The sequence below is a fragment of the Acuticoccus sediminis genome, from assembly GCF_003258595.1.
Lineage (GTDB): Bacteria > Pseudomonadota > Alphaproteobacteria > Rhizobiales > Amorphaceae > Acuticoccus > Acuticoccus sediminis.
Genome location: NZ_QHHQ01000002.1, coordinates 700,048 through 719,591, shown reverse-complemented (window position 1 = coordinate 719,591; position 19,544 = coordinate 700,048). Strand labels below are relative to the sequence as shown.

The window sequence follows — 19,544 nt, the reverse complement described above, 5'->3', positions numbered from 1 at the left end:
GGGAAAGACCTCCAGTCTGCTACGGACCCGATGGCACGGCACGCCGCGGCGGGCTTGTCGGTTCACCGCCGCGTTTGCACGAACGCCGCGCGGCATCATTCCGGGGCGCGCGGCAGTATCGCGAGCCCGATCGTCGCGAGCAGCACGATGCCGCCGGCCAGGGCCAGCGGAACGCTGAGCCCCACCGTCGTGACGAGCGCTGCGCCGATGGCCGCGCCGAGGAAGATCGCGACCACGCTCGCGATGCGCCGGAACCAGTTGGGGTTCGACCCGCCGCCGAGCGTCGATTCCGCCGCGAGGCCGGTGAGCGTCAGGGTCAGGACGGTAGTCGTCATGTCGGGCACCTTGAGCTGGCGGATGGTCGCGTTGCGCAGCCCCATCGCAAGTCCGGTCAGCGCGATGATCGCATAGAGGCTCCCGGCAGGCTGGAGCGTCGCGATATCGTAGTCGAGGGCGATGACGGCGGAGATCAGCAACAGTCCGCCCTCGATCGTCGCCGCCGCGAGGAGCCAGTGCGAGCGCGGCCGCGACGAGGTGAGGTTGACCGTGCGCCCCGCCACCGCCGCGCCCGTCAGGAACGAGGCCAGGGCGACGATGTAGGGCGCCACGCCGAACCCCGGCACGCCCATCGTGGCGAAGCCGAGAAAGACGACGTTGCCCGTCATGTTGGCCGTGAAGACCTTGCCGAGGCCGAGCACGCTGATCGCGTCGACGAGGCCCGTCGTCAGCGACAGGAGAAGGAGCAGGCACGGCAGAGCCTTGTCCTGTGTGGTGATCTTGAACGCCATCGCCATCCTCTGCAGCGCGTTGACTAAAAGCGGTACCCGGCCTCGAAGCCGAGCATCCCGATGGTCGCCGAGGGCCCCGACTGGCGGATGTATTCCCCGGCGGTGAACAGCGAGGCCGAAGCTGAGAACCCGAGCGCGCGGCTCGCCTGCCACTCCACCGTCACCTCCGCCTGGGTGCCGATGAAGCGCGCGTCCGTCCCCTCGCCGGAGCGGATGAGATGGCCGGGGATGTCGTAGATCCCGTCCCCGGTGCTGGCGCGCCAGTAGAGCCCGCCGGACAGGCCCGCCGCCCAGCCGTGGCCGAGGTCGAGGTCGACGCGCGGGTTCACGTTGATGATGTTGTAGGGTCCGATGGGCGACAGCTCGCCGAAGTATTTTCCCTTCGGGAACAGCGCATTGAACGTCCCGAGATGGTCGTCGTCCGGGTCCCCGTCACCGCTGGCGACGTTCACCCGCATGGTGAAGTCCGGCGAGAACGGCAGTGCCTCGAACCGGCGCCCCACCTCCGTCGCGAGCGACCACGCGCCGATCGACCCGCCGGCGAAGCGGCCGAACTGGACCATGCCCTCGATGTTGAAGTGCAGCGGGTCCGCGCTGTCGAAGAGGCGCACCCCGAGGGTGTGCCGCAGCTCCCGCCCGCTCCCCTGCTGGAAGGACGCGTCGTCGTTGCGGTAGCCGAGATAGTAGACGTCCGCGCCGACATTCGAGCTCCAGAGACCCGAATAGGTCGCGTAGATGCCCCAGAGGGTGCGGCTCGTCGAGGTCTTGTCGTCGAAGCTGTCGGGACCGGCCTCCACCGGGCGGACCGCCAGAAGGTTCGTCACCCACGGCCCGTGCTCGACGATCACCCGCCCGCCGTCGAACGCGAGCGGCACGTTGGGGCCGTAGCGGGTGCCGACGAGCCGCTCCGATCCGAGGCCGATCATCTCGCGCCCGCCGCGCACCGTCAGCGTGCCGTTCCCGGCGAGCGGCACCGCGTAGTCGGCGAAGGCCTGCAGGATGTCGATGCGCGTCTGGTCGACGGGGCTCGGCTTCGGCTCCACCCCCACCGCGTACGCGATGATGGGCTGGACGAAGGCGCGCGTCGGGCCGGCGTGGAGGTCGGCATAGGGAAGCGCGCGCAGCCACAGGTACCCGTTGTCGGGGTCGGGGACCGAGTCCCAGACGTTGTTGCGGTAGTCCTCGTTGCGGGCACGCAGCTCCATCCCGAGGGTCAGGTAGACGGAGCCGTCGTCCGTGAGCGGGATGTACTTGAGCCGGCCGCTCCAGACCCGTCCCGTGCCGGTGTCGGCGTAGACCGGGTCGGCGAGGACGGACCATGCCTCGTCGTACCGTGTCGTGGTGAGCGGCGGCAGCTCGGGCGCGGTCGCCGGGTCGGGAGCCTGCGCCGCCGCCGGCCCGCACATGGCGGCCGCGAGGGCCCCCAGCGCGAGGCGGCGGCGCGCCGTCACGGCCGCCTCGCGCCGTTGGCGAGGATCGCCGCGGCGGCGAGCCCGGCGACGATCGCGACGTGCTCCAGGAAGGTCGCGAGCTGATGCGCCCGCTCGGCCCCGTCAGCGGCCCAGAAGGCGTGCGCGATCACGGTCGCGGCGGCGGTGAAGACGGCAAGGATTCCCGCTCCGAGCCAGCACCAGCGCACCGACAGCAGCAGCGCCGAGCCGACGAGCTGCGTCGCGATGGTGGCCGCCGCGACGAGAGCGGGCGCCGCGAAGCCGAGCGCCGCCGCCTCGGCGACCGCGCCCGGCCAGTCGAGGAGCTTCACGACGCCGCTGACGGCGAACGGCAGCGCCAGTCCGACCCGAACCAGGAGCGCCGTGCCCGGCCAGTCGAGTATCGCGGAGATGGGTGCCGGGGCCTGCCGCATCACACCGCCCAGCAGCCGCAGCCGAGGGCGCCCCAGAACGTCTGCACGTCGTTCGCCGGGACGGAGGAGCCGAGCGCCGCCGCGTGGTCGTGCCCGTGGACCTGGCACGCGTGGCTGCAGCCGCACGCCGAGGCGAGCGCCGTCACCGCGGGCTCGCTGCGATAGTAGCCGCCGTAGGCCGCGACGGGAGACCAGTCGGGCATCGCCGGCGGCAGGCTCGGCGCCAGCGGGCCGAACTCGCCCTCCCCGTGAACGACATTGCCGCCGAGGATCGTCAGCACGGCGCCGAGGTGCCTGATGTCGCTCTCCGGCACCTTGAAGTAGTCCGCCGAGAGGACCGCGAGGTCGGCGAGCTGACCGGCCCTGATCTGCCCCTTCTTGCCCACCTCGTTGGAGAACCAGGTGTTGGCGCCGGTCCAGAGCCACAGCGCCGTCTCCCGGTCCATCCGGTTGGCGGCGGGATAGATCGTGAGATCGCCCACCGTCCGGCCGGTGACGAGCCAGGAGAGCGAGACCCAGGGATTGTAGGAGGCGACGCGCGTCGCGTCCGTCCCCGCACCGACCTTGAGCCCGGCGTCCAGCATCTTGCGGATGGGCGGCGTCGTCTCGGCCTGCCGCGCGCCGTAGCGCTCGACGAAATACTCGCCCTGGTAGGCCATCCTGTGCTGCACGGCGATGCCGCCGCCGAGCGCCGCGATCCGGTCGATGTTTCGCTCGCCGATCGTCTCGGCATGGTCGAAGAACCAGTTGATCCCGTCGAGCGGGATGTCCCGGTTGACCTTCTCGAAGACGTCCAGCGCCCGGCCGATGGTCTCGTCGTAGGTGGCGTGCAGGCGCCAGGGCCAGCGGTTCTCGGCGAGGAGGCGGATCACCGGCTCGAGGTCGTCCTCCATCTCCGGCGGCATGTCCGGCCGGGCGGCGCGGAAGTCCTCGAAGTCGGCGGCGGAGTAGACCAGCATCTCGCCCGCGCCGTTGTGGCGGTAGGTGTCGTCACCTGTGCCGGGGGACACCTGACCCACCCAGGAGGCGAAGTCGGCGAGCTCCTCCTTGGGCTTCTGGGTGAAGAGGTTGTAGCTGATCCGCAGCGACAGCTCGCCGGCCGCATGCAGCTCCTCGATGATGGCGTAGTCGTCGGGGTAGTTCTGGAACCCGCCGCCGGCGTCGATCACGCCCGTCACGCCGAGGCTGTTCAGCTCCCGCATGAAGTGTCGTGTGGAGTTCTTCTGGTAGTCGGGCGGCAGCTTCGGGCCCTTGGCGAGCGTCGCGTAGAGGATCGTGGCGTTCGGCTGCGCCAGCAGCAGTCCGGTCGGGTTGCCGGCCGCGTCGCGCACGATCTCGCCGCCCGGCGGATTCGGCGTATCCCTGGTGTAGCCGACGGCCCGCAGCGCCGCGCCGTTGAGGAGCGCCCGGTCGTAGAGGTGGAGGATGAATACAGGCGTCTCTGGCGCGGCCGCGTTCAGCTCCTCGATGGTCGGCAGGCGCTTTTCGGCGAACTGATGCTCGGTGAAGCCGCCGACGACGCGCACCCACTGCGGCGGCGGCGTGTTCTCGGCCTGCCGGCGCAGCATCGTCATCGCGTCGTCGAGGCTCGGCACGCCGTCCCAGCGCAGCTCCATGTTGTAGTTCAGCCCGCCGCGGATCACGTGCATGTGGCTGTCGATGAGGCCCGGGATGATCCGCCGTCCGCCGGCGTCGATGACCACGGCATCGGGCGCGGCCGCGCCGCGCACCTCCACCTCGTCGCCGACGGCGAGGAAGCGCCCGTCCCGGATCGCGAGTGCCGCCGCCTCGGGGTTGGCGCGGTCCATCGTCGTGATCCGCGCGTTGACGATCAGGAGATCGGACATGGTGGAACTCCGGAGGTGGGACGGCTCAGCCGTCCGTTCGGGTCAGGTCGGTGGATGGGGCGTCGCCGGGGAGAACCGAAACGGCCTCCCCCTTGGCGAGGCCGCTGACGAGCGGCACGGCCTGCTCGCCGATGAGGATCCCGAGGAGGCCCAGCAGCGCGATCAGCGGCGGCGCCGGCGAACGCACCGTGAGAAGCCCGTAGATCACGCCGGCGAGGACCCCCGCGGCGAGCGAGAGGGCATAGGCCGACATGGCGATCAGGCCGCCTCGTGCGCCGCGCCCTCGGAGGCGTTGAACATCGTCTTCGCGTAGGTGATCCCGAGGCCGTAGGCGCCGGCGTACGACTTGGCGATGCCGGTGGTGACGTCGTAGGTCTCGCCCCGCGCCCAGTCGCGCTGCAGCTCGAGGAGGTACTGGACCGAGGTCATCGGCACGCAGCCGAGCTGGACCATCCGGTCGACGGCGCGCTCGTGCGCCTCCTCGGAGACGTCGCCGCAGGCGTCCGCCACGACGTAGACCTCGAAGCCCTGGTCGATGGCCGAGGCGGCCGGACCGACGATGCACACGCTCGTCCACAGACCCGCCAGCACGATGCGCTTCTTGCCGATGCGGTTCACCTCGTCGATCACTGCGGCGTCCTCCCAGGTGTTCATGGAGGTGCGGTCGAGCATCTCCTGGCCCGGGAAGGCTTCGGCGATCTCGGAGAACATCGGGCCCGAGAAGGAATCCTTCGCCACCGTCGTCAGGATGGTCGAGACCCCGAAGGCCTTGGCGGCGTTGGCGACCAGCGCGGCGTTGTTGCGCAGCAGCGTCGCGTCGATCGACTTCGTGGCGAACGCCATCTGCGACTGGAAGTCGATCAGGATCAGCGTGTGATCGTTCGGCGACAGCAGCGTCTTGCCGGGGGTCGGGGTGGCGGCGGGCATCGGCGTCTCCATACCTGGACGTCGTGGCGCCGGCATTCGGCCGAGGCGACGTCCCGTTGCATCCGGTCGGAGAGCTAGCCCGGCAGGGGGAGACGAGGATTGGTCATTTCATGCCCCGCTTGGACGAGACGCACTCGGCGCACCGCCAGCGGCATCCTGTCAGGCCGCCGACGTCGGGCAGTCGCGCGGTCAGCTCGGCTCGCGGGCGAGGGACTCGGACATGCGCACGAGGTCGGCGACGGTGCGCGTTCCCATCTTCTTCAGCATGTTGGCGCGGTGGAGCTTCACGGTGATCTCGCTGAGGCCCAGCTCGGCGGCGATCTGCTTGTTGAGGAGGCCCTGCACCACCATCGTCATCACCTCGCGTTCGCGCGCGGTGAGCGAGGCGAAGCGTGCCCTGAGGGCGGCGGACTTCTCCTCCGCGAGACGGTGGTTGCGGTGCCGGGACAGCGCGGTCTCGACCGCGTCGAGGAGGTCCTGTTCGCGCAGCGGCTTGGTCAGGAAGTCCACCGCGCCGGCCTTCATCGCCTTCACGCTCATCGGGATGTCGCCGTAGCCGGTCACGAAGACGATCGGCACGGTGCTGCCCTGCTCGGCCAGCTTGGCCTGCAGCTCCAGACCGCTGAGCTGCGGCATCAGCACGTCGACGACGAAGCAGCAGTCCCCGTCGGGGAGCGGCGTGTCCATGAACTCGCGGGCGGAGCCGAAGAGGAGCGTGTCGAGGCCGACCGAGCGGAAGAGGCTGTCCATGGAGGCCCGGACGTCGGCGTCGTCGTCCACGACGACGACCACCGGCTCGGCCCCGCGGTGCTCTCCCGTCCCAGGGTGTTGCCCCATCAGCGGCGTCCTCTCCGTTCGGCCCATGCGACGGACCGAAGCGGGCCGATCGTCGGCGTCATCCGAAGATCGGCGCGCGGCCCGTGCCGGAGAGTCCTAGCCTTGCTTTCTTAAGGTGTGAAGTGTCCCGCCGCCCCCGGCATGGCTGACGTGCACAGCCGGGCGCGGCTCGACCGGCTTCAGCCGCGGATGAAGGCGAGAAGGTCGGCGTTGATCTCGTCCTGATGGGTCTGCGGAATCCCGTGCGGGGCGCCCTTGTATTCCTTCAGCGTCGCGTTCGGCAGGATCCTGGCGGACGCGCGCCCCGCCGCGTCGATCGGCACGATCTGGTCGTCGTCGCCGTGGAGGATCAGGACCGGAATCGTCATCGCCTCGAGGTCTGGCGTGTAGTCGACGGCGGAGAACTCGCGGATGCAGTCGTACTGCCCCTTGAGGCCGCCCATCATGCCCTGCAGCCAGAAGCTGTCCATGATGCCCTGCGAGGCAACCGCGCCGTCCCGGTTGTAGCCGAAGAAGGGCAGCGTGATGTCCTGGAAGAACTGCGAGCGGTTGTCGAAGGTCGACTTGCGGATGCCGTCGAACACCTCGAGCGGCAGCCCGATCGGGTTGTTCTCCGTCTTCAGCATCAGCGGCGGCACCGCGCTGATGAGCACCGCCTTGGCGACGCGGTCGAGGCCGTGCCGGCCGCAGTAGTGCGCCACCTCGCCGCCACCGGTGGAGTGGCCGACGAGCACGGCGTCCTTGAGGTCGAGCGCGTTCATCAGGTCGGCGAGGTCGTCGGCGTAGTGGTCCATGTCGTTGCCCGACCAGGTCTGGTCGGAACGGCCGTGACTGCGACGGTCATGGGCGATGACGCGGTAGCCGGCCTCGCCCAGGAACTGCATCTGTCCGTCCCACGCGTCGGCGCTGAGCGGCCATCCGTGCGAGAACACCACCGGCTGCCCGCTGCCCCAATCCTTGTAGAAGATGTTCGTGCCGTCGCGCGTGGTCACGAATGCCATGACAGGATGCCTCCGCTGATGTCAGACGCGCGACCGTGCGCATCGGCGGCCGGTCCGTCTTGCAGGTCCGGCGCGGGATTTGCAGATCCCTGCCGCCGACATGCGAATCGCGGCAGGCACGGGACGGGCGGAGACGACACCTGAACCTTGGCATAGGTCCGTGCGATGATGGGCTTATACGTTCCGCCCAAGCGTTCGATTTCGGCCGTCGCCCCTGGATCTATACTGCATACAGTTGAACGATCCGGAGGTACTCGGTGCTGCAAGAGCCCCTCGTCATCACCGACGGCAAGGCCGTCGCGACCCGTCTGGTGGCCCACGCCGAAGCCTCGCTCGAGCGTGACCTCGGCCAGGTCCGCGCCTGCCTGCGCCAGCTCGCCTCGCTGCTGGCGGAGGATGTCGGCACGGTCTCGCCATCGGGAGACGCTGTCGAATCCGGCGGGACGACGCGCGGCGGGCTCGCTCCGTGGCAGATCCGGCGCGTCGCCGCCTACGTCGAGGCGAACCTCGGCCAGTCCGTCTCGATCGCCGACCTCGCCGGGACGGTGCGGCTCAGCAACGGCCACTTCTGCCGCGCGTTCAAGGCGAGCGTCGGGATGACGCCGCACACCTTCATCGTGCGCCGCCGCGTCGAGCACGCGCAGGTCCTGATGCTGACGACGGCCGACACGCTGAGCCACATCGCCGCCGCCTGCGGCCTGACCGACCAGGCCCACCTCACGCGTCTCTTCCGCCGCTACGTCGGCGTGACGCCGCTCACCTGGCGCCGCACCTGGCGCCGGACGACGGGTGACCGCGACGCGTGCGACCAGACCCTGCGCCTGCCGGCATGACCGGGACGACCGCCTACGTCGCCTCCCTCGCCGCCGGCATACTCGTCGGCGTGGTCTACGGCCTCATCGGGGTGCACTCCCCCGCCCCGCCTCTGATCGCCCTGTGCGGCCTCTTCGGCATCCTCATCGGCGAGCAGGTGGTGCCCATCGTCAGGCGCCTCCTCCGGGGCGAGGACGTCGCGAGCTTCTTGCGCGTCGGCTGCGCGCGTCACATCCTCGGCCATCTGCCGAAGAACGAGCCCGACCGCGACGCCTGACCGCCGCGCCTTCGCACCTCGATCCGCCCCGGAGATCGCACATGAGCGAGACCTGCACGCACCTTTCCACGATCCGCGACGTGACGCCGAGCGCGGACGGATGCGAGGAATGCCTCAAGTCGGGAAGCTGGTGGGTGCACCTTCGCCTCTGCCGTACCTGCGGACACGTCGGCTGCTGCGACGACTCGCCGAACCGCCACGCCGCGAAGCATTTCCACGCCACGGACCACCCCATCATCGAGGGTTACGACCCGCCGGAGGGGTGGGGCTGGTGCTACGTCGACAAGGCCCTCCTCGACCTTTCCGACCGCAAGACGCCGCACCCGCGCCCCATCCCCCGCTTCTTCTGACGCTCGGAGCCGGTCCTATTCCTGCGGCCGGAGCGGTCCGCGAGGCGGGGCCGCCGGCAGCGCGAAGTGCAGCACGGCGCCGTGCGGAATGTTGTCGGCCGCCCAGATCCGTCCGCCGTTCGCCTCGATGATGGAGCGGCAGAACATGAGCCCGATGCCGCTGCCCTCGGCCTTGGTGGTGAAGTAGGCATTGAAAATGCGCTCGCGGTGCTCGGCCGGGAGGCCGGTGCCGTTGTCGGCGACCGACACGAGCACCTCGTCGGGCGCCCAGCGTGTCGTGATCCGCAGGACGCGCATGCGCCCACCCGCCTCGCGCATCGAATCGAGCGCGTTGCTGATGAGGTTCGACAGGACGAGCTGGAGCTGCAGCGGATCGATCGCCACCGCGGGCAGCGTCTGGCCGAGCTCGATGCGCAGCGCGATGCGGTCGAGCTCCGTCTCCTCCCGGCACCGCGCGATCACCTCCTCGATGACGCGGTTCACGTCGACCTCGACGTGCTGCGCGGCCCCGGTCTTGAAGTTCATCCGGATGCTCTCGAGGAGCTGCCCCGCCCGCTCGCCGACCGCCTGGATGCGCTGCAGCGAGGCCTCCACCTCGGCAAGGTCCGGCGTGTCGCGGCGCAGCCAGCGCAGGCCCGCCGCCGCGCTCAGGACGACGCTGGAGAGCGGCTGGCGGATCTCGTGGGCGATCGAGGCCGAAAGCGCCTCCATGGTGGTGAGGCGGCTCTCGCGCGCGCGGCGCTCCGCGAGGACCGAACGGGCAAGACGCGCATAAAGGGTCGTGGTGCCGGAGAGGAGCACGACGAGCACGATGCTCGCCGCGACCAGCCCGCACACGCGCCCCGCCCACCAGCCGAGGCTGAGCCGCACGCCGTCGCTGAGGTAGCCGAGCAGCAGCACCTCGCAGATGATCGACGCCAGCACCACCAAAAGCCAGAGATCAAGCACCGAACGCAGCCGCGCCCGCAGCACCACGAGGCCGGCGGCGCAGATGACGATGGCCGCAGGCGGCACCACCCGCCAGAGCGTCGCCACGCTGTGCGCGTCGCGCATGAAGGGCGGGAGCGGCGTGTCGGTGAGGGCGACGAGCACGGTCAGCGCGGCGACGGTCCCCGCGACGACCGCGGCCATCGCGGTCAGCGGCCACGCCGACGACCCGCGCGGCGCCTGTCCCGTCGAACGTTCCGGCAGCAGGGCGTAGACGAGCACGAAGAGCGGGAATCCGAGGCGATTGACCGCCGCGATCGTCGCCGTCGCCTGCAGCCTGGCGTCGAGGCCGAAGGCGGGGAAGGCCCCCGGAAAGGTCAGCGCCCACGGTATGATCATGAGCCCGGCGAACAGGTAGCCCGCCGAGAGCACCAGCACGCGGCGCGAGCGCTGCACGGCATAGTGCGACATCAGCAGAACGGCGGTGATGAGCTGGTTGAGAAGCACCGCGACGAGGTAGGCCGGGATCAGCGACTGGGTGCCGTCGAGCCGGACCTGCGCGAAGGGCTCGACCGCGACCAGAGCGGCGACGAGACCGCCGACGACGCCCATGGCGAGCCACCGGTCGCTGCGGGACGGCGGCGCGGTGGAGATCAGGAGGAGGCGCCCGTCGCGCTCGCCGCCGGGCCCAGCGCCGGCCGGCCCCTCCCGCCGGCTCGCACCGGGCGCAGTCTCCTCCGACACCGATCGCCCACCATCCACCGCGCCCATCCCTTCCGTAGCGGAACCGTCCCGCCGCAAGTCATCCCCGGCCCGCAGCGTCCGATCAAGGGGCGAAGGTCGTGGCGACGCGCTAGCGCTGCGACTTCAGGGTCTGCGCCATGGTGACGAGGTGGGCGAGCGAGCCGGCGCCCATCTTCTGCATGACGTGCGCGCGGTGGACCTTCACCGTCGCCTCGCTGAGACCGAGCGTGTCGGCGATGGCGCGGTTCGAGTGCCCGCTGGCGACGAGATCCATCACCTCGCGCTCACGCTGCGTCAGCGTCGCCCTGGCGCGGGCGATGGCGTCGCGCTCCGCCCGCTCGCCGCGCCGCTCGACATCGCGCGCCAGTCCCTGATTGACCGCGTCGATCAGATCCTGTGGCCGCAGCGGCTTGGTGAGGAACTCGATCGCCCCCGCCTTCATGCCGCGCACCGCCATCGGCACGTCCGCGTGGCCGCTCATGAAGATGATCGGCACGTCGATGCCGCGTGAGGCGAGCTCCGCCTGGAAGCTCAACCCGCTCTGCCCGGACAGTCTCACGTCGAGGAGTAGGCAGCCGGGCTCGCCCAGCCTCCCGCTCGCGGTGAAGTCCTCGACCGACGCGAAGGACTCGACCCTCAGCCCGACCGACCGCAGGAGCGCGTCGAGCGCCTCGCGGATGTCCCTGTCGTCGTCGATCAGAAAGACGGCGGGAGCGCCGTCGTCAGTCGGCATCGTTGCGCACGGGAATGGTAAACACGAAGACAGTCCCCCTCTGCGCAGCATCGCGTCGTGTGGCGCCGATGCGGCCCCCATGCGCCTCGACGATCGACCGACAGATCGACAGCCCGAGGCCCATGCCGTCGCGTTTTGTGGTGTACAGCGGCTCGAAAATCTTGTCGGCGAGTGATGCGTCGAGACCGGGGCCGGAATCTTCGACCGTCACGGTGACGTGGCAGGTCCCCTCCATCGCCGTCTGCACGCGCACGATCCGCTCGCCCTCCGGCACCTCCACAAGAGCCTCCAGCGCGTTGGTGACGAGGTTGAGGAGGACCTGCTGGAGCTGCACGCCGTCGCCGGTGACCCGGGCGAGGCCGCTCTCGAGTTCCAGCCGCAGCGTCGTGCCGGAGCGGCGCACGTCGCCGCGCAGGAGGTCGACCACGTCGCGCACCAGCTCGTTGATGTCGACCGGGGAGAGCGCCGGCGTCGAGCGGGAGGCGAGGCTGCGGATGCTCTTGACGACCTCGCCGGCGCGGGCCGAGTTGCCCACCATTCGCTCCGCCGCCGCCCGGGCCTCGTCGAGATAGCGAAGGCACGTCTCCGCGTTGGACATGATGGCGGTGAGCGGCTGGTTGACCTCGTGCGCGATGGAGGCGGCGAGCTCGCCGAGACGCGTGAGGCGGGCGACGAGGGCGAGCTGGTTCTGTGCCTCGCGCAGCGCCTCGTCCATCTGTCGCCGCTCGGTGATGTCGCGGAAGACGAGGACGGCGCCGGAGATCTCGCCCGCGTCGTCGATGATCGGCGAGCCGCAGTCGTCGATGGGGACCTCCCGCCCGTCCCTGGCGATCAGCAGGGTATGGTTGGCGAGGCCCACCACCGTTCCGAGCCGCAGCACCTTTGCGACGGGATCCTCGACCGTCTCGCGCGAGTCCTCGTTGATGATGCGGAAGACCTCGGTGACGGCAGCGCCGGCGGCCTCGGCGACGGTCCACCCCGTCAGCGCCTCGGCGACCGGGTTCATGAAGGTGATGCGCGCGTCGGGATCGGTCGCGATCACCGCGTCGCCGATGGAGGCGAGCGTGGTGGCGTAGCGCCGCTCGCTCTCCTCGAGGCGGCGCTCGGCACGATGCTTGTAGAGCGCCATCTCGATGGCGGTCCGGAGCTGCTGGTCCTCGAACGGCTTGAGGAGATAGCCGAAGGGCTCCGCCTCGGTGGCGCGGCGCACGGTGTCGTCGTCGGCGTAGGCGGTGAGGAAGATCACCGGCACGCGGTAGTCGCGGCGCACCCGCTGGGCCGCCTCGATGCCGTCCTCGGCGCCCTCGAGGCGAATGTCCATCAGGACGAGGTCGGGCCGCTCACGGGCGACCATCTCCCGCGCGCCCTCCCCGCTCGCCGCCGTCCCCACCACCTCGTAGCCGCTCCGGCGCAGTTGCTCGCGGATGTCGCGGGCAACGATGCGGTCGTCCTCGACGATCGCGATGCGGGCCGGACTCATCGCGGCTCGCCCCCCGGGGCGGCGAGGTCGAAGTGGATCATGAAGCGGGTTCCCTGATGCAACGTCACGTCGATGCGCCCGCCGAGCTGGTCGGCGAGATCGCGCACGAGTTGAAGACCAAGACTCTCGCTGGAGCGCCAGTCCTCGGGCAAGCCGATCCCGTCGTCCTCCACCGTCAGGACGCAGCGGTCGAACGGCTCCATGCGCAGCGACACGCCGACACGGCCCGCTCGCGCGCCGGGAAAGGCGTGCTTCAGTGCGTTGGAGACCAATTCGTTGACGATCAGCCCGCACGACACCGCGCGGTCGAGGTCGAGAGTCACCTCCTCGGCCTCTACCGCCAGCGACACCCGCCGCTGCGGCACCGCGTAGGAGCGGACCAGGTGGGCGCAGAGCGAACGCAGGTGGTCGGCCATGGAGATCCGCGCGAAGCTGCCCGCGCGGTAGAGGTTCTCGTGAACCAGCGCCATCGCGCGCACGCGGTTGCGGCTCTCGGCGAAGTGCTCGGCGACCGTGGCGTCCGCGCTGCGGGCGGCCTGCAGGTTGAGGAGGCTGGAGATGAGCTGAAGGTTGTTCTTCACCCGGTGGTGCACCTCCTTGAGGAGCGACTCCTTCTCCTCGAGGACGGCATTTTCCAGCGAGATGGCCGCCTGCGCCGCGATGAGGCGGAGAACCGCGAGGCGGGCCGGCGTGAAGGTGTTCGCCGTCGCTTCGTTCTCCAGGTAGATAAGGCTGCGAAGCTTGCCCTGCCGCACCAGCGGCAGCGCCAGGATCGAGCGCGGCGCACGCGTCGCGAGGTAGGGATCCTCCCGGAAGGGGTGGTCCGTGGCCGCGTCGCCGACGAGGACCGAGGAGCGGGAACGGATCGCCGCGTCGATCAGGGTGAGGGGCACGTCGGCGGCGCTCGCCGGCCGTCGCCGCAGCGTCACGCGGAAGCCGTCCGCCTCGGTGCTCGCCTCCGCCTCGGACCAGAGCCGCTCGCCCTCGATGAGGATGAGGACGCCGCGCTGCGCCCCAGCATTCTCCAGAACGAGGGTCATCAGGGTGCGGATGAGGTCGGCCAGCACCGCCGCTCCGGAGAGGGCCTCGGACGACCGGACGATGGTGGCAAGGTCGACATCGGCTGTGTCTCCCGGCCGCTCCCTCGCCGGCGCCGCCTCGGTCGGCGCAGCGCCCGCCTCGCCGGCGGACCGGAGCTTGGAGTCAGCGCCCCAGCGGCGGTAGGCCGCCTGCGCGCGGGCAAGGTGCAGCTCGGCCACCGTCTCGAGCCCGGACGCGGCGCAATGGGCGGCGGCGCGCTCGTGCGCCAGCGCCTCGATGTGGGTGAAGCCGTTCGCGCGGGCGGAGCGGACGGCATCGTCGTAAAGCCGAAGCGCGTCCAGCGCGGCGCCGGAGAGGCGGGCGAGCTCGGCCTCGATGAGCCTGAGGTGATGGAGGAAGTTCGCCGGGCAGTTCTCGGCCCAGGTGCGGAACCGGTCCCGGTGCGCTTCGATGGCAGCGCGGTCGCCCGTCCCGGCGCCGTCGGCCCGGGCGATGGCGTCGTAGAAGTGGAACTCCACGAGTTCGAGATGACCGCCTGTCGTCCACAGCAGCGGCTCCGCCCGGCGCGCGGCCTCCCTCGCCGCGCGGTTGTCGCCCGCAAACACCGCCGCCTGGAGCTTGCGGATATGGTGCCAGCAGGCGGCGATGGTCAGTGTCGGATCCCCGGCGAGGCGCCGCTCGAACGCCTCCTCGTCGAAGACGCCGTCGGTGAAGGTCGCCGGGCCGTACGTCAGCCCGCGCAGCGCCCGCGTCAGCATGAGCTGCGTGGTGACGATGTCGTCGATCAGCCCGAACCGCACGCTCCTGACGTAGGCGAGGCCCCGCTCGGCCTGCCGCTCGATCCGGCCCAGCGGCTCGCCCGCCGCGAGGAGATTGCTGATCAGCGTGCAGGTCGAGTAGCCGGAATAGGTGAGGTCCCCGGTCTCGCGGGCCAGCTCGAACGCGCGGCGGAGCGGGTCGCGGCCGGTCGCGAGCGGACGCGAATAGGGCAGCACGTGATAGGCGAAGGTCATCAGCGTTCGCGCCCGGAAGCGCTCGAAGCCGGGCCGCTCCGAGATGTCGATGCCGAGCCTGCCGAAGCGGTACCCGGCCGCGTAGTCCCCGAACACGGGGCCGAGGACCATTCCGAGGTAGGCGTAGCCCAGCGCCGAGGCCGCGCTGTTGCCGTGCCGCGCGCTGATGTTGGCCATGCGGCACAGCACCAGACACACCAACGTCTGGTCGGTGAAGAATGCGGGCGGCAGCACCGCGGTCAGCACTTCGACGGTGGCGAGCGCCTCCGGGTCGGTGATCCCGGGCAGTGCCAGGCGCTCCTCGATCCGGCCACCGTCGATCTCGGCGCGGATGGGCGCGAACTCGGCCGTCAGAGCCTCCATCGACGGGTGGGCGGACCAGTCGATCCCCGACCCGCGGAGATATTCGAGGCAGAGCGCCACCGCCCGTTCGAGGCGGCCGCTGGCGGTCTGGATCGTGATGCGCTGCCAGGCGATCCGGGCCGCGTCCGTCACCGGCCGGCCGACGGCGGCCAGCGCGGCGAGGCGGCGTTCGGCCGACGCATGGTCGCCGCTCAGAAGCTCGCACTCGGCACAGGCGATCTCCACCTCGAACCGCAGGCGATCGGCCTCGCCCGAGAGGCCGCCCAGCACCTCGCGGGCGGCTGCGAGATAGCCGAGCGCCGCCCCATGGCCGCCCGAGGCGCTGGCCTTCGCCGCCGCCGCGACGTCGAGGCGGGCGACATCGAGCCGTTCGGGCTCGCCTGTGATCAGCGCGAGACCGCGATTGAGCTGGTTCGCGGTCTCGAAGGTCGCGTCCTCGAGACGTCCGCCCCGGAGCGCGGCGCCGAGCGTTCGTCCGATGGCGAGGTGCAGAGCGGCGCGCTCCCCCTCCGGTACGAGACGATAGGCCGCCTCCTGGACCTGGTCATGCAGGAAACTGTAGGCGCCGGTGCGGCGCAGGACGAGCCCGGCCTCCACCGCCTCCGCGAGGCGCGGCTCGAGCCCCGCCTCCGCCACATCGAGCACGCTCGCGAGGACATCGGTGCGCGCCGTCATGCCGAGCGCCGCGAAGCGGCGCAGGTCGCGGCACGCCGCGTCGGACAGGCGGTGGAGGCTCGCCACCATCAGGCTCGCGATGTCGAGCCCCTCCGCCGCGCGCACTTCGTCGGCGTCGTAGCGCCATTGGGCGGCGGGCGCGTCGAAACGCACGATGGACCGCTCCACCAGCGTCTCCAGAAGCTGCACCACGTAGAAGGGATTGCCGGTGGTGCGGGCGACGATGATCTCGGCGAGATCAGCGACACGGGACGGCTCGGTGCCGAGCGCGTCCGCCACCAGCCCCGTCACGTGTGCGACCGACAGCGGACCCAGCATCACCTCGGTCGGCGCATGGCGCGAAGCGCGGATCCGTGCCAGCACCTCGGCGAAGGGATGGCCCTGCCCCACCTCGTTGACGCGATAGGCGCCGACGAGGAAGAGGTGCGGTACAGGCGCATCCACCACCAGCCGCTCGATGAGGCTCGCCGTCGCCGGGTCGACCCACTGCAGGTCGTCGAGGAAGACGACGAGCGGCTCGCCAGGCGTCGCAAAGGCGGCGAGGAAGCGCTCGAACACGAAGCGGAAGCGGTGCTGCGCCTCCTGCGCGGAGAGCGGCGGCACCGGCGGCGACGGCCCGATCAGGAGCGCAAGCTCGGGAATGAGCGACGTCACCAGCCCGGCATTGGCCCCGAGCGCGTCCACGAGCCGCGATCGCCAGCGCGTGCGCTCCGCCTCGTCAGCGGCAAGGATCGTGCGGATCGCGCGCTCGAAGCCCTCGGTCAGGGTCGCGAAGGGCACGCCGCGGTTCACCTGGTCGAACTTGCCGGCGACGATCCTGACGCCGGCCGGCGCGAGCAGTGCGAAGAACTCGGCGACCAGCGCCGACTTGCCGACGCCCGAATATCCCGAGACGAGCACCAGCTCGGGACTGCCTGACAGCGTCATGCGGTCGTAGGCCGCGACGAGTTCGCCGATTTCCGTCTCGCGCCCGTAGAGGCGGTCCGGCACGACCATCCGGTCGCGCACATCGCGGCGACGCAGCGGGAACGGGGCGATCCGGCCGTCGCTCGACAGTCTTGCAAGGCACTCCGCAAGGTCGGCGGCGAGGCCCCGCGCGGTCTGGTAGCGCTCCTCGGGCGCCTTCGCGAGGAGCGTCATGACGATGTCGGCGACGACGGCGGGAAGGTGCGGGACATAACGTCCCGGGCTCGTCGGCTGCCGGGCGACGTGGGCATGCACCCACTCCATGACGCCCTCCGCCGCGAAGGGAAGCGTGCCCGTCAGCATCTCGTAGAGGATGACGCCGAGGGCATAGAGGTCGCTGCGGGCGTCGACCGTGCGATGCATCCGCCCGGACTGTTCCGGCGACATGTAGGGCGCCGCGGGCGTAGAGGGTTCGGGCGACAGGTCATGGTGATGCGGCCGCGCAACCCTGCGGGCATGACCGAAGCCGGTCAGGCGGACCCCGTCGCCCTCGTCCACCAGGATCACCGCCGGGCGCAGCGCGGTGTGAATGATGCCCGTCCCGTGCACGGCGCCGAGCGCCTCCGCGAGACGGAAGGCGAGCGAGAGAACGGACGCGAGCGGCAGCGGTCGACCGAGCCGGCCGGAGAGCGGCTCGCCGCCGGGGTCGGCGAGCACGAGCGTCGGCGTCCCGCCGGCGTCGTTCAGCTCCAGCGCGGGGGCGGCGAACGCGGTGTCCAGCGTGCGCGACAGCGCGAAAGCGTTCTCGAGCAGCGCGACCGCCTCCAGGTCGTCGGGCGCGAGCGGACGCACGAAGAGGAGCGGTTCGGCGTCCGGCCCGTCCCGGGTACCGCGGTAAAGCGCCAGCCGCCCCTCGAGGGCGAGCAGGCGAAGGCGATATCGGGTGGGATCTCTCACGGACGGCAGGGCCTTGGCGACGGCGGACGGCGCACGACGCTATCACGTTCGGCCACAGCGGACGGACATCAAACGCGGAAGGCAGTCCCCCGCCTGGCGGTCACCGCAGGACGTTGGTGGTGGCGAGCTCGACGATTTCGTCACCGCGGCCCGACATGATCGCGCGCATGGCGTAGAGGCTGAAGCCGCGCACCTGCTCGGCCTTGATCTTCGGCGGCATCGCGAGCTCGCTGCGGGCCGACACGACGTCGACGAGGGCCGGGCCGTCGTGCGCGAACGCCTGCGACAGCGCCCCCGGGAGCGCCGCCGAGTCCGTCACGCGGATGCCGAAGACGTCGACCGCTCTGGCGAGCGCGGAGAAGTCCGGATTCTTGAGGTCGACGCTGTCGGGCAGGTAGCCCGAGGCCTTCATCTCCATCTCCACGAAGCCCAGCGTGCCGTTGTTGAGGACGACGATCTTGATCGGCAATTCGAGCTGCACGGCGGTGAGGAGCTCCCCCATCAGCATCGCGAAGCCGCCGTCGCCGGACATCGAGACGACCTGCCGGCCGGGGAACGCGGCCTGCGCTCCCAGCGCCTGCGGCATCGCGTTGGCCATCGAGCCGTGGTTGAACGAGCCCAGGAGCCGGCGCTTCCCGTTGGTCCTGAGGTAGCGCGCCGCCCAGACCACCGGGGTGCCGACGTCGGCGGTGAAGATCGCATCGTCCGCGGCGACCTCGTTGACGACCTTCGAGACATACTGCGGGTGCAGCGGCTCCCCGGCGCCGCGCGGCCTGGCGAGGTCGTCGAGGCCCTTGCGGGCGCTCGCGTAGTGCTTGCGCGCGGCCTGCAGGAACGTGCGGTCGCGGCCCGGCGCGATCCGCGCGGCGAGGACGGGCGCGAACTCGGCCACGTCCGCCTGGATCGGCAGATGCACCGGCACCCGGTTGCCCAGCGAGGAGGGGTCGGTATCCACCTGGATGATGGTCGCGTTCTCGGGATAGAAGTTGCGGTAGGGGAAGTTGCTGCCGAGGATCAGCAGCGTGTCGCACTCCTTCATGGCGTGGTAGCCGGACGCGAAGCCGATGAGCCCGGTCATCCCGACGTCGAACGGGTTCTCCCACTCCATCACCTCCTTGCCGCGGAAGGCGTGGACGACGGGCGCGGCGAGCGCATCGGCGAGCGCGACGACGGCGTCGTGCGCCCCGTGGCACCCTGCACCGGCGAGGATCGCGACCCGGCCCGCCTTGTTGAGGAGGTCGGCCGCCTGGTCGATGGCGTGCGGCGTCGGCACCATGCGCGGCACGTCCGGCAGGACGAGCGGCGGCAGGCCGGCCCCGACCTCCAGCACCGAGACGTCGCCCGGCAGGACGATGACGGCCACGCCCCGCCTGCCGACGGCGGTGCGGATCGCCCGGTGCAGCACCTCCGGCATCTGCTTCGGGTTGGTGACCATCTCGCAGAAGTCGCTGCACTCGCGGAAGAGGTCCTGCGGGTGCGTCTCCTGGAAGTAGGAGAGGCCGATCTCGGACGAGGGGATGTGCGAGGCGATCGCGAGGACCGGCGTGCGGTTGCGATGGCAGTCGAACAGGCCGTTGATGAGATGCAGGTTGCCGGGCCCGCAGCTCCCGGCGCAGACGGCGAGGTTGCCCGTCGCCGCCGCCTCGGCCCCGGCCGCGAACGCCGCCGCCTCCTCGTGCCGGACGTGCATGAAGCGGATCCTGCCGCTCCGGCGAAGGCTGTCGTTGACGGCGTTGAGGCTGTCGCCCGTGACGCCCCAGATCCGTTCCACCCCGATCGAGGCCAGCGTGTCGACGATGAGGTCCGCGATTGTCGTTGCCATCGAGAGGTCCTTTGTTGGCGCTCTTGCCGGATGTGAGGCAGCACCCATGCCCGGAACAGCCCTACCGACGTATGACGGCCGGGAACCAGCACCGATCCCCGGAATGAACTCGACGGTTCAATACTCTGGAATGACGCGCTTTTCGTGGCTGCGGGACCGGCGGACAGGCGAGCACCCGC

Annotated in this window: 16 protein-coding genes; 3 read left to right on the top strand and 13 right to left on the bottom strand. The window is 70.7% G+C overall.

Features of this window, described 5'->3' with window-relative positions:
- Positions 1 to 95: 95 nt before the first annotated feature.
- The 8 genes from DLJ53_RS11255 to DLJ53_RS11220 form a co-directional block, all read right to left on the bottom strand.
- Positions 96 to 788, bottom strand: a complete 693-nt coding sequence (locus DLJ53_RS11255) for a YoaK family protein (protein ID WP_111346247.1) — start codon at positions 786 to 788, stop codon at positions 96 to 98.
- Between the two features lie 23 nt (positions 789 to 811).
- A complete protein-coding gene (locus DLJ53_RS11250; protein ID WP_202913103.1) occupies positions 812 to 2,239 on the bottom strand; it encodes an alginate export family protein in 1,428 nt (475 codons plus the stop codon).
- Entirely contained in the window at positions 2,236 to 2,652 is a 417-nt protein-coding gene (locus tag DLJ53_RS11245; protein WP_111345196.1) for a DoxX family protein, read from the bottom strand. Before DLJ53_RS11245 ends, DLJ53_RS11250 begins: the two co-directional genes overlap by 4 nt.
- The gene (locus DLJ53_RS11240) at positions 2,652 to 4,499 is read right to left on the bottom strand and encodes an amidohydrolase (RefSeq protein ID WP_111345195.1); all 1,848 of its coding nucleotides are present in this window, start codon (positions 4,497 to 4,499) and stop codon (positions 2,652 to 2,654) included. The genes DLJ53_RS11245 and DLJ53_RS11240 overlap by 1 nt, the downstream gene beginning before the upstream one ends.
- A 25-nt stretch (positions 4,500 to 4,524) precedes the next feature.
- Entirely contained in the window at positions 4,525 to 4,752 is a 228-nt protein-coding gene (locus DLJ53_RS11235) for a DUF1427 family protein (protein ID WP_111345193.1), read from the bottom strand.
- A gap of 5 nt (positions 4,753 to 4,757) precedes the next feature.
- Positions 4,758 to 5,426 (bottom strand): hydrolase, encoded by a 669-nt coding sequence (locus DLJ53_RS11230; RefSeq protein ID WP_111346244.1) that lies wholly within the window; start codon positions 5,424 to 5,426, stop codon positions 4,758 to 4,760.
- A 189-nt stretch (positions 5,427 to 5,615) separates the two neighbouring features.
- A complete protein-coding gene (locus DLJ53_RS11225; RefSeq protein WP_111345192.1) occupies positions 5,616 to 6,263 on the bottom strand; it encodes a response regulator transcription factor in 648 nt (215 codons plus the stop codon).
- Positions 6,264 to 6,442: 179 nt separating this feature from the next.
- Positions 6,443 to 7,264, bottom strand: coding sequence for an alpha/beta fold hydrolase (locus DLJ53_RS11220; RefSeq protein WP_111345190.1), 822 nt, complete (start codon positions 7,262 to 7,264; stop codon positions 6,443 to 6,445).
- 257 nt (positions 7,265 to 7,521) lie between these two features.
- Here DLJ53_RS11220 and DLJ53_RS11215 point away from each other — a divergent pair, with 257 nt between their 5' ends.
- The 3 genes from DLJ53_RS11215 to DLJ53_RS11205 are packed head-to-tail and all read left to right on the top strand — an operon-like array spanning position 7,522 to position 8,704.
- Positions 7,522 to 8,097 carry a helix-turn-helix domain-containing protein gene (locus DLJ53_RS11215; RefSeq protein ID WP_202913102.1) on the top strand — a complete coding sequence of 192 codons (576 nt, stop codon included), beginning with the start codon at positions 7,522 to 7,524 and terminating at the stop codon, positions 8,095 to 8,097.
- Positions 8,094 to 8,354 (top strand): XapX domain-containing protein, encoded by a 261-nt coding sequence (locus DLJ53_RS11210; RefSeq protein ID WP_111345187.1) that lies wholly within the window; start codon positions 8,094 to 8,096, stop codon positions 8,352 to 8,354. The genes DLJ53_RS11215 and DLJ53_RS11210 overlap by 4 nt, the downstream gene beginning before the upstream one ends.
- 41 nt (positions 8,355 to 8,395) lie before the next feature.
- Positions 8,396 to 8,704 carry a UBP-type zinc finger domain-containing protein gene (locus DLJ53_RS11205; RefSeq protein WP_111345186.1) on the top strand — a complete coding sequence of 103 codons (309 nt, stop codon included), beginning with the start codon at positions 8,396 to 8,398 and terminating at the stop codon, positions 8,702 to 8,704.
- 15 nt (positions 8,705 to 8,719) lie between these two features.
- Here the strand turns inward: DLJ53_RS11205 and DLJ53_RS11200 are convergent, their stop codons facing one another.
- The 5 genes from DLJ53_RS11200 to poxB form a co-directional block, all read right to left on the bottom strand.
- Positions 8,720 to 10,375, bottom strand: coding sequence for an ATP-binding protein (locus DLJ53_RS11200; protein WP_146619934.1), 1,656 nt, complete (start codon positions 10,373 to 10,375; stop codon positions 8,720 to 8,722).
- 109 nt (positions 10,376 to 10,484) lie between these two features.
- Positions 10,485 to 11,108, bottom strand: coding sequence for a response regulator transcription factor (locus DLJ53_RS11195; protein ID WP_111345183.1), 624 nt, complete (start codon positions 11,106 to 11,108; stop codon positions 10,485 to 10,487).
- Positions 11,098 to 12,588, bottom strand: a complete 1,491-nt coding sequence (locus DLJ53_RS11190; RefSeq protein ID WP_111345181.1) for an ATP-binding response regulator — start codon at positions 12,586 to 12,588, stop codon at positions 11,098 to 11,100. The genes DLJ53_RS11195 and DLJ53_RS11190 overlap by 11 nt, the downstream gene beginning before the upstream one ends.
- Positions 12,585 to 17,543 (bottom strand): AAA family ATPase, encoded by a 4,959-nt coding sequence (locus DLJ53_RS11185; RefSeq protein ID WP_111345180.1) that lies wholly within the window; start codon positions 17,541 to 17,543, stop codon positions 12,585 to 12,587. Before DLJ53_RS11185 ends, DLJ53_RS11190 begins: the two co-directional genes overlap by 4 nt.
- Before the next feature lie 100 nt (positions 17,544 to 17,643).
- Positions 17,644 to 19,365, bottom strand: coding sequence for a ubiquinone-dependent pyruvate dehydrogenase (poxB, locus tag DLJ53_RS11180; protein ID WP_111345178.1), 1,722 nt, complete (start codon positions 19,363 to 19,365; stop codon positions 17,644 to 17,646).
- Between the last annotated feature and the right edge of the window lie 179 nt (positions 19,366 to 19,544).